The organism is Mycobacterium sp. NGS18, from assembly GCF_059813185.1.
This window is the reverse complement of record NZ_JCALEC010000024.1, coordinates 1-9949: the sequence shown is the minus strand read 5'-3', so window position 1 is coordinate 9949 and position 9949 is coordinate 1. Positions and strand designations below refer to the sequence as shown.

9 protein-coding genes are annotated in these 9949 nt (G+C 60.8%); 2 read left to right on the top strand and 7 right to left on the bottom strand.

What is annotated here, in order from left to right; translation table 11 throughout:
* Positions 1 to 456 precede the first annotated feature (456 nt).
* The 4 genes from AC5Y31_RS21695 to AC5Y31_RS21680 form a co-directional block, all read right to left on the bottom strand.
* Positions 457 to 2253, bottom strand: coding sequence for a DUF2326 domain-containing protein (locus AC5Y31_RS21695; RefSeq protein ID WP_499982948.1), 1797 nt, complete (start codon positions 2251 to 2253; stop codon positions 457 to 459).
* A complete protein-coding gene (locus AC5Y31_RS21690; protein ID WP_499982946.1) occupies positions 2253 to 2489 on the bottom strand; it encodes an ABC-three component system middle component 8 in 237 nt (78 codons plus the stop codon). The genes AC5Y31_RS21695 and AC5Y31_RS21690 overlap by 1 nt, the downstream gene beginning before the upstream one ends.
* A complete protein-coding gene (locus tag AC5Y31_RS21685) occupies positions 2476 to 3429 on the bottom strand; it encodes an ABC-three component system protein (protein ID WP_499982944.1) in 954 nt (317 codons plus the stop codon). Before AC5Y31_RS21685 ends, AC5Y31_RS21690 begins: the two co-directional genes overlap by 14 nt.
* A 262-nt stretch (positions 3430 to 3691) precedes the next feature.
* On the bottom strand, positions 3692 to 5446 hold the full coding sequence (locus AC5Y31_RS21680) for a type I restriction enzyme subunit R domain-containing protein (RefSeq protein WP_499982942.1): 1755 nt from the start codon (positions 5444 to 5446) through the stop codon (positions 3692 to 3694).
* A 49-nt stretch (positions 5447 to 5495) separates the two neighbouring features.
* Between AC5Y31_RS21680 and AC5Y31_RS21675 the strand changes: the two genes are divergently transcribed.
* On the top strand, positions 5496 to 6932 hold the full coding sequence (locus AC5Y31_RS21675; RefSeq protein WP_499982941.1) for a serine/threonine-protein kinase: 1437 nt from the start codon (positions 5496 to 5498) through the stop codon (positions 6930 to 6932).
* A 303-nt stretch (positions 6933 to 7235) separates the two neighbouring features.
* On the opposite strand, the gene AC5Y31_RS21670 is transcribed toward AC5Y31_RS21675, so the two are convergent.
* Together AC5Y31_RS21670 and AC5Y31_RS21665 are read right to left on the bottom strand one after the other, a co-directional pair.
* Positions 7236 to 7856, bottom strand: a complete 621-nt coding sequence (locus AC5Y31_RS21670; RefSeq protein WP_499982938.1) for a winged helix-turn-helix transcriptional regulator — start codon at positions 7854 to 7856, stop codon at positions 7236 to 7238.
* Between the two features lie 33 nt (positions 7857 to 7889).
* The gene (locus AC5Y31_RS21665; protein WP_499982936.1) at positions 7890 to 8621 is read right to left on the bottom strand and encodes a hypothetical protein; all 732 of its coding nucleotides are present in this window, start codon (positions 8619 to 8621) and stop codon (positions 7890 to 7892) included.
* A 103-nt stretch (positions 8622 to 8724) separates the two neighbouring features.
* On the opposite strand from AC5Y31_RS21665, the gene AC5Y31_RS21660 reads away from it, so the two are divergent.
* A complete protein-coding gene (locus AC5Y31_RS21660; RefSeq protein ID WP_499982934.1) occupies positions 8725 to 9255 on the top strand; it encodes a DUF1761 domain-containing protein in 531 nt (176 codons plus the stop codon).
* Here the strand turns inward: AC5Y31_RS21660 and AC5Y31_RS21655 are convergent.
* Positions 9184 to 9949: IS256 family transposase (locus AC5Y31_RS21655; protein ID WP_499982932.1), on the bottom strand; the 766-nt coding region annotated here is incomplete at its 5' end. The two genes, AC5Y31_RS21660 and AC5Y31_RS21655, sit on opposite strands and share 72 nt — an antisense overlap.

Sequence of the window (9949 nt, the reverse complement as noted above, 5' to 3'; positions counted from 1 at the left end):
CCACCACGCGTACCGTACTACGGCCACCGTCTCTGCAGGCTATATGTAGGTCGACGGGATGAGTAAGCCGGTAGTCCGCGTCCGACGACTAAGAGGACACCGGACCGTAGGGCGATCGACTGCAGTCTTAGCCGGCGCCGCTAATGACCAACTGTGTCCTGCGGATGGTTGTCGATGTGTCCCTGCCGCTGGCACTCGCGGGGATCTCGGTGCACCCATTCCATGTAGCAGACCCCGGCATGTTGCGGCACTTGTGCTATACATCCGTGATCGGGGGGCTACGAATCGCGTTACACGACAGACTGTTTAGATCGCGACAAAAGTGACGCGCTTGAGCACTCAGAATGTCTCCGCGTTTATCGGCGGTAGGTACCCGGTGGCCTGCCGACCATCCGTACCCTGTCGAGCCAGTCGACGTCTACGTCAATAGCTGTACGCTCGGATATCGGTTCATCCCTACCACGCAGGCATCTTGAACAGGCGGCCATCATCTCCCTCATCATGGAGAAGTGCAATAATTTCGCCTTCTTCCAGAGTGCCGGGCGACTCTCCGAGCGGAGCTGGAAGATCCGTGTCTAGCAAAGAGATTATCGGCTGAATTCCAAGTTGAGCGTAGCTCCGGAACACTCCGATCAACTTCTCGCGTTTTCGAGTTTCAAGTTGCTCTAGAGCGCCGTCGTGATACACGAACCGCGGAAAGGCCGCATCAAGGTTTGAGCGAAGCAATGCGAGGTCGAACGCGATGCAGAGGAGTTTCTTGTACGAAGTTCCACGGTCACCGCTCGTAGCAATTCCAGAATTGCCTACAAATTCTGCGGTGAAGTCCAGTCCGCCTGCGCTGTTCATGCGGACTGCTAGAACGGCGTCTTGGCCCAGCACTTCGTGAACGATCTCGGTGAAGAAGCGACGGAATTCAGCGAACCGACTTGATTCGTCCTTGCTCACGGCTTCGATGTCGTCCTCGACAACTGTCATCAGCTGACCGTACTCCTCTGACAATGTTCGCATATCCCGCCTGAGTTCCATCAGCCTGGTAGCTGCGCTTCGTCGCGCTTCAAGCGTGGCCAGCTCCGCTTGGTCCCCGGCGACCTCTAGTGAAAGCTCCCGGAATTTCATCAGCGAGTCGGCCTCACGGAGGAACTCGAGTGACTCGGTGCGCGATTGGTTGAGTTCGTCGAGTCGCGAGGCGATCTCGTCGACGCGGGATACCGCTTCCTGCTGCTGCTCAGTGAGAGCAACGCGGCGTTCTGCCGTGATGGCGTGATTGAAGGCGATAAGTTGTTCGTAATCGCGCCTAATCTGATTGCCCAGGACAATACCGGCCTCTGCGAATAGGTGTTCCGCCTCGGTAGGTCGAAATAGGATCTGTTGCTCCCCAAGAGACTCCTCGATCCGGGTAATTAGCTGAGTGAGTCTGTAAAATTCTTCGTTAAGGGAGGCGATTTGCGCTTCGACCTGTTCGACAACCTCAGTCGTCCGCCTGCGGTCCTCCGCACCGAACTGAAAGCTCTCCAGTGCGGTTGACTTCGCATCGACTTCGCGCCGTTTGACCGCAAGAAGACCATCGATCAGTGAGATGTCGACTTCGTCGCCGCCCCACTCCCGCGTTAGCTCGCCCAACCTGTTCTCAGCAGCCGTCAAGTCCTCGCGCTTCTCGTAAAGTTCGATAACTGGCTGGGCTGTCAGCCCGAGCAGGTGGGCTACGAAAGGCTTCCAGTCCTGGTGCTTACCGGAGAATTTACCCAACTGGAATACGTCAAGGTAATCTTTTTGGGATCGAATCAGATACCCAACCAGCTTGCGGTACGGCCACGGTTGAAGGCGTTCGAATCCGAATATGCCATTCAAAAGACTTTTGGCCCGTGCGAAGGGGAGGGCCACGTGATCCCAGTCAGACACGCCGACGGTGCCTGCATCGTCGATTGGAGTATCCGAGCGGAGAAGGTCGATCTTCGAACCGGGATCAACTGGCCGGGCTATTGTGAGGAATTTTCCCTCTCCGAGATCAACTTCCAGATAAAATGTGAACTGAGCGAATTTATCGAAATGTTTGAACAGGAAGAATGACTGCGACTTCCCCTTAAGGAGGCAGAAGTCGATCAGCTCCCCTACCGTAGTCTTCCCTAAGTTATGAGTATCGAGCATTTGATTTTCCGGAACACGGATCTCGGCAAGCACTGCGGAGAGGCCGGAGTTGAACTCGATCGCAGAGAATACGCTCGGCTGATTTGAATAGAGGCGTCGTAACTTCATCACTGACCCGTGTACTCGAATACGTCTGCCGTCGAACGATACTCGACGAGACCCATGAGGTAAAGAAGGCTGACGGCAGGGGCGAACAAGTAATCAGCGCCACTTGCTCGCTTATCGATCGCTTGTTTGAGTTCGTCGAACTGGACGGCGCGGTCACGGCGGAGTTTCCGTAGAAGCACGGTTGCAGCCGCCAACACCGTCTGGTCCGGGTGTGAATGCTTGCTAGGCCGCAGCATCAGGAGTCTTTCCGATGTCGCAGTGCCAATACATGTAAAAGATAAGTGCCCGAGTCAATCGCTTGTGGCGGGCTAGAACGCCATCGCGCTTAAATAGCAAGTCAACCAAGTAGTTGTACATGTGATCGAACGACTGATATTCCTGTCTATGGGCGATGATTTTTAGCTGGAAATCTTCCACCGCTGACTCATAGCGCATCCGAGTTTCAGCGTTCCCGGGATCGGCGAGGAAAGACTCAATCCGCTGAGTCTCGATCAAATAGCGCTTGGCCAGGTCTTCGGCGAATTCCGGGGACATCTGATTCAATCGGTTCTTCTCTGCGTAAGACACCCGCTCGACGGGCTCAGGTGTGCCAACAGACGGCGGCGTCGAGAGGGCCGCCGAGATAGCGAGGATCACCTCGGCGCAGTCGTGGCTGGATGCGATCAGCGGCCCATCAGCAGGGGTTATTCGTGCCAACGTGATCAGATTGGGATGCTCGTGGAGCATCTGATCGAGGTACTCAAGGCCGGCGAGGAAGACACGCTCCTCGACGATGCCGACCTCGTTCGCTATCCGCTTCGTAAGGTTTGACGATGTGATAGCTCCGAGTCGGCGGTTGCTGAAGAGGATATAATTCTGAAGGTCTCCAGCTTGGACGAGTTTCTTGATCCGTTCGAGCTCTTTCGTAACGACGGAACTCTCCGCCGGGCCGCTGAAGTCGGGATCGCTGTAGTGAGCATTGAGAGCGTTGGTGTGCTTCGCCTGCCCAACCGTCTTCCCGGTCCACGGGTACGTAGAGCTGGGAAAGCGCTCGGCAGTTCCGTTGAAGAGAGCGTCGCGTCCACCGTCCCGTCCCGCTGCGAATTCCTGAACCCCGGCACCAAACAACTTCCGCATGGCCTGTACCACGAGTCTCTCGAACTGGCTGTCGTCCAGGTCTTCATACTCGTAGCCCATTCGCACATACTATCGGCGCGCTGATCTTATCGACGCCATGCGATAGACCACCTTGACTAGGAGCCCGCATCGGGTCTCTGGTGACCCTCCGTCCGTCGCCGCGCCGACAGAGGCCAGCTATGTCCGCCTAGCCCCAGACCGGCTTTTTCACTGCCGGAAACATGGCCTCGGCAAACCGCAGGTCAACGACCAGTGGTCAATAACACCCATCAGTGCCCGCTGCCTAACCGTCTGGCGACCTCAAGTGCCGCTGCTGTTTTCGTCACCGCGACGCGAGATCCTCACCCTCCGAAGCAACGACCCGGTAGAACCACTTCGCGATGTCGGAGATCAGGTGAGTGCGGCCGGGGGCGTTGGTGAAGAAGTAGTCGCTCATCTTCTCGTGTGCGCCTTGGTTGTCGGCGACGGCACCGGTGACGGCGTCGTCGAAGTCGGGTGATTCGATGAACTGTTTGGCGGAGTTGACCTTTGCCTGCTGCACCAGTGCGTGGTCGTCAAGCAGGGTCCGCAGCAGCGCTTCGAGGAACGAGATCCGTTGTGATTCCGTGAAGTCTTCGGAGCCGATCAGGTCGTTGAGCCGGTCGAGGACCTGTTGGAAGGCGACCATCGTCGGGTCGCGCTTCTCACCGGAGCCCGCGGCGGTCACCCCGGACAGTCCGACCCGTGCTCCGAGGCTGATGTCGATTCTGCCCTGGTCGACTTGTTTGACCTGTTTGAGTACGACGTCGGTCAGGTCGATGGGTGCGGTGTAGTTGTCGGGCTGGATGACTCGTTCCAGGTGGCGCAGGTAGATCTGCTTTTTCTCCAACCCCGGGTCGCCGTAGTCGATGATCTGCGACATGAAGTCGTATAGGCGCACGAATGAGCCGACGTCCTTGCGGAACATGTCCAGTTCCGCCAGCGCGGCTTTGTCGCCTTCGCCGCCGTTGTGGATCAGTGCGGCCTGGTAGCGCTCGGCGAAGCGTTTCATGCCCGGATCGACCGCCGCGGCCAGCGCATTGTTGCCTTTAGCCTTCACGAATGCTTCTGCGCACTGGTCGTTCTCGGCTTGGGTGTAGATGCCGGCGGTGTCGAGTTTGGCGGCCAGATCGTGCACGAGGTTCGGGTCGGTCTCGGTTTCCAGGAATGCGTCGGTGAAGTACGGCTCGAACGCCTCCCCGATCGCGGCGGGCTCGTTGACGAAGTCGACGACCTGGGTCATCACGGCGGTCTTGGGCAGTCCTGACGGGGTGCGGTAGGTGCGGTTGAGTCGCGAGAGGGTCTGTACCGCGGTGACACCGGAGAGGATCTTGTCGACGTACATGGCGCACAGCAGGGGCTGATCGAACCCGGTCTGGAACTTGTTGGCGACGATCATGACCTTGTACTGGTCGCCGTGGAATGCGGTGCGCAGGTCACGTACCCCGGGATTCATGGTGGCCTCGGAGAAGTCGCCGGGACCGGACTCAGCGTCGGTCACCACACCGGAGAATGCGACCAGGGTTCCGTAGCCGTAGCCCTTTTGCGCGATGTAGGTGTCGATCGCGAGCTTGTAGCGCACGGCGGCCTTGCGGGAGTCGGTGACGACCATCGCCTTGGCGTGCCCGTCGAGCAGGCCGGCGACGTTGGCGCGGAAGTGCTCGACGATGATCGCGGCTTTCTGGGTGATCGTCTGCGGGTTGAGCTTGACCCAGCGCATCACCTCCTTGGTGGCCTGCGCCTGATCAACCTCCCCGGAGTGGGTGGCGTTCTGCCCGATCCGGAACGCCAGTTTGAACGAGTGGTATCCGGTCAGCACGTCGAGGATGTAACCCTCCTCGATGGCCCGTTTCATGGTGTAGCCGTGAAACGGTGCCGGCACCTCATCGGGAGAAGGCCTGCGGCCGAACAGCTCCAGTGTCTTGGCCTTTGGGGTGGCGGTGAACGCGAAGTAGGAAATGTTCGCCGACCCGGCGCGCTCGGTGGCCTCGGCGGCTAGCACGGCTTCGATGTCGATGTCGCCGCCGTCTTCGATGTCGGCGATTTCCTCGGCGGTCAAGCGAGCGGGACCTCGGGCGCAGTGGCATAACGGCAGTAGGATCGCCGCCATGACGATGCGGCCGAGCGAACAGTTCGCCGGCTACACCATTGTGCGGCAGCTCGGCAGTGGCGGCATGGGCGAGGTCTACCTGGCCCAGCACCCGCGACTCCCTCGCCAGGAAGCCCTGAAAATCCTCCGCCCGGAGATTTCCGCCGACGACACCTTCCGACGACGGTTCATCCGCGAGGCCGACTCCGTCGCCGGCCTTGATCACCCCAACATCGTTACCGTCTACGACCGAGGCGACGCCGACGGCAAGCTCTGGATCGCCACCCAATACGTGGACGGCACCGACGGCGCCGCACTCCTCGGGCGATATCAGGCGGGCGCCCCCGCCGACGAAATCGCACAGCTGACAGTGGCTATCGCGGAGGCACTAGACCACGCCCATGACCGTGGCGTACTGCATCGTGACGTCAAGCCCGCCAACATCCTGCTCGCCAAGCCCGGCCGCGACGGAACGCGCCGCATCTATCTCGCCGATTTCGGCATCGCGCGGCCCCTCGACGACCCTGCCGGCCTGACCGCCACCAACTTCACGGTGGGCACTGTCGCCTACGCCGCGCCAGAACAGTTAATGGGTAAGCCCATCGATGGCCGCGCCGACCAGTACGCACTGGCAGCCACCGCCTATAACCTGCTCACAGGCAAAGCCCTGTTCCCCGACTCCAATCCGATCGCCGTAATCAGCCACCACCTCACCGAACCCCCACCTGCGCCCTCGAGCGTTGATCCCAGACTGGCCGCGTTCGACGCGGTGTTCGCCCGGGCCCTGGCCAAGGACCCCCAAGACCGCTTTCCTTTGTGCTGCGATTTCGCCCGCGAGTTCACGTCCGCAACCACTGCCGGTGGTGCGACTTCCCCGACAGCGCCCACTCAACACTCCGCAGTGGCTACTGGACCTGCAGTCCAACCAGCCCGGCAACGACGCTCTTGGCCCGCTTGGGCAGCCGTGGCAGCCGCGGTCTCACTGGGCCTTCTCGCTGGCGGCGTGGCCTTGTGGCGACCAAGTGACACACACCGCGACCAGGAACCCCTCCCCAGAACGTCTACCCAGGCCAAGTCCGCCCCGACGGCGCCCACTACAACCCTCGTACCTCCTGAGGCGCCCGCGCCAGTCACCACAAGCGAGCCGCCTCCTGCTCCACCGCCAACGACGCCGAAGTACCCACCGGCGGGCGCTCTCGGATCCTGGTGCTTAGACCACGACGGTATCGGCACCGGGTCGGACGGCACGCTCTACTACTGCGCACGACTGGAAGCCACCGACGGCTACCAGTGGTCACTTACCCCAGATGTCATCCCGAATCCAGCGGTACATACACCCTGGTACATCGAACCGGGGGGACCGTGTATGGTCCCAGGCTCACCGCATGAACAGCCAGACGGTCAGACGCTGTGGTGCAAGCCAGTCGGCGACAACAGATGGGCGTGGCAGTACTGATGGCGCTCGCTGAAGTTCCGCCCCGTGTGGCTCCGCCTAGAAGCGTGGGTCTCATTACACCCGTGTATTGCGGTGATCACGGTGCAAATTCGGATCTGCGGTGTATATTCCGGACGGACGAGTAACGAGTCAGACCTCGGATTTGTCTGGCGAATCGATGAAGTCGATCGGATATGCCGCGAGGGAGTGCCGGGCACAGCGTAACGTCACGACTGAATCTCCATTTTCTTCGGCGCCTCGCCGGGTTGACGTTGGATCATGCCGGTACCACGTAGCAGAAGGTGACCGCACTCAGCCGTGACTTCAAAGAGGGGCAAATACCGCCGCGAGGTCTTGTTTGTCGCCGCTGAGGTCTCCCGCGGCGATCGCCTGCTGGACTGTGAGCATGCCGGAGGCGAGGCCCAGGATCACCATCGGCTCGGCCCGAAGCACGGTCTTGGGTCGTTCGTCGACCGCTTGCCCGACGTGGGCACCTGTTCTGTCGATGCGGACGATCAAGGTCGTGCCGTCGACCTCAACACCGGCAGTAGCCGCATTCCTAGAGCGTTTGCTACTGAGCAGTGACTCGAGCGCCACCACCAGCCAATGCGGTTGGAAATTGTCATCTTGTGGGCCGGAAACCATGAGGGGCTTACTCCAGTTCACCAGCGCCGCAACGGTGCTTTGGAGTTCATACCCCCAGGAGGTGAGTGCGTAGGCAACACCGTTGCGGTCGCTGTCGAGCTGGCGCTGGACGACGCCGGCTTCTTCCAGTTCACGCAAACGCTCGGTGAGCAGGTTGGTGGAAATCCCGGGCAGCCCAGCTTGGAGTTGCCCGTAGCGCGCGGGGCCCGTCAGCAATTCACGCACGACGAGCAGACTCCACCGATTGCCCACGACATCGAGTGCGCGGGCAAGGCCGCAGTACTGACCGTAAGACCGCATCGGGCATCCCTTCCTTCGTCTCTTGCCCCAGACTCAATACCTGATCTGAATCTCGTCAAAGTCGAGCGCTAGCAAAGTCGGCCAGGTCAGCGCACGTCGACCCGGAAGTCGTGGGACCACACGTCGCCGGGTCGGGAAAAGGATCCCATCGATGCGGCGATACTGGCTGCAGTAAAGCGCCGCGTTAGCCCAGGCGCCCACGGGTTCGGCGAGGAAGTCGTGGCGGCGGATAAGCCCTTCGGTATCGACGTAGAAGGTCTGCTGTCGGCAGTGAGTGCTCATGCCATCGGGGAACGTTGCCTGGAGCCGTCGCAATCGACGGCCGGATTCCTGGCAGGGCCTGCCTTCGGTCACGGTGACGCCGTCGTGGGCAAGCAGGTAAGGCACCGTGAGGTAGTTCCAGAATGCGTATCCAGCGAAGTAGGTCGTGTCCAGTGGATCCCAGCGGAAGTTGCGGCGGATTCCAGTGAGCCCGAAGAAGGCTGAGCGAGGGTCAGTTCGGACATCGACCCGGTCACCCCCAGAGTTTTCTATCCGCGCCTCACCTCGGTCGAACACGGCGCGCTGTCCGACGTGCGGGAAGTCATGAAGGATCGTGCGCTGCTCGGCGACGTCGACTCGGACGGTAAAGCTCGCCAACTTGCTGCTGGGGAAACGTTTGGGCAGCAAACCGCCCAAACGGCCGCGGGCCGTGATCGCTTGGACCGACCTCCAACGTTCAGCCCCGCCGTATGCATCAAGAACTTCGTTGAGCAACTCGGACACCCCGCACGCCCCGTTCAACTTCAGTTTTGATTGTGTACTTGTATATTACATGTGGTGTGCTTGATGGCGGGGCCACTCCATAAGACAATCGAGGAGCCGTGAGATGCAGCTGAACTGGTTCGGCGTAGTGGCCGCAATCGTCGCAGGGATGGCGGTTGCCGGCCTTTGGTACGGAAAGCTCTTCGCGGCTACATGGTGGGACCTCACCGGCATCGCTCCCGAGCAATCCAAAGCCGCCAGCAGGCGGAACATGGCTCAACTATTTGTAGCCAACACTGTGACGGCGGTGGGGCTGGCGGTCGCCGTCGAGGTCACCTTTGCGGCCGCCGGCGGCCGGTCTGTATGGCTGGCTATTGCCGTCGGCGCGGCAGCGTGGCTGGCCTTCTCGGCCACAACGCTGCTTCAACACAGCGCATTTGAATTGAAGCCGCCGCGGCTGACCATTATCAATAGCGCCTATCAACTCACGCTGTTCCTCGCGATGGCTCGGCAGTGCCCCGTGGGGTGGTGGACTTCGGATCGGCGTGAGTCACGCGTGGTGATCAACGAGTCATGGGCGATGCTAGGCGATTTGGCGCTGCTCGGCGAGCGGTTCGGTGATGGCGGCGTGTTTGGCGGCGATGACTTTGCGTAGCTCGGCCATGGAGATGTCGGACAGGTAGCGGCGGGTGACTTGCCATTCGTCGTGGGCTTCGATGACCACGGCAGTGGCCAAACGCAGAAACGCCGCCGGATTCGGGAAGATCTCCACGACATCGGCGCGGCGCTTGATCTCCTTGTTGAGCCGCTCGATCGGGTTGTTCGACCAGATCTTCTGCCAGTGCGCCCGCGGGAATGCGGTGAACGCCAGGACGTCGGTCTTGGCCTCGGCCATCATCGCCGCCACCTTGGGAAATGTCGGCTCCAAGGTGTCGGCGACCTGGTCCCACTGAGCGGCGACCTCGGCCGGTTCGGTGTGGGCGAAGACCGTCTTGATCGCCGCAGTGACCGCCGGCGCGTGCTTGGCGGCAACCACACCGTGCAGGTTGCGCATGAAATGCACCCGGCAGCGTTGCCACGATGATCCGGTGAACTGCTGAGCGACGGCGGCCTTCAGGCCGGCATGGGCGTCAGAGATCACCAGATGCACCCCAGTGAGCCCACGGGCCTTGAGGCTGGCCAAAAATTCACGCCAGAACTCAAAGGACTCACTGTCACCGACGGCGGTGCCCAGCACCTCGCGAGTGCCGTCGATGGAAACCCCGGTGGCCACCACCAGGGCGTGCGATACCACGTGGGCGCCGACGCGGACCTTGCAGAACGTGGCGTCGCAGAACACGTACGGGAAC

Coding starts and splice junctions, on each gene's coding strand:
- AC5Y31_RS21690 (WP_499982946.1), bottom strand. CDS start 2,489: ATGCTGCGGCCTAGCAAGCATTCACACCCGGACCAGACGGTGTTGGCG.
- AC5Y31_RS21685 (WP_499982944.1), bottom strand. CDS start 3,429: ATGGGCTACGAGTATGAAGACCTGGACGACAGCCAGTTCGAGAGACTC.
- AC5Y31_RS21695 (WP_499982948.1), bottom strand. CDS start 2,253: ATGAAGTTACGACGCCTCTATTCAAATCAGCCGAGCGTATTCTCTGCG.
- AC5Y31_RS21660 (WP_499982934.1), top strand. CDS start 8,725: ATGCAGCTGAACTGGTTCGGCGTAGTGGCCGCAATCGTCGCAGGGATG.
- AC5Y31_RS21670 (WP_499982938.1), bottom strand. CDS start 7,856: ATGCGGTCTTACGGTCAGTACTGCGGCCTTGCCCGCGCACTCGATGTC.
- AC5Y31_RS21675 (WP_499982941.1), top strand. CDS start 5,496: ATGACGATGCGGCCGAGCGAACAGTTCGCCGGCTACACCATTGTGCGG.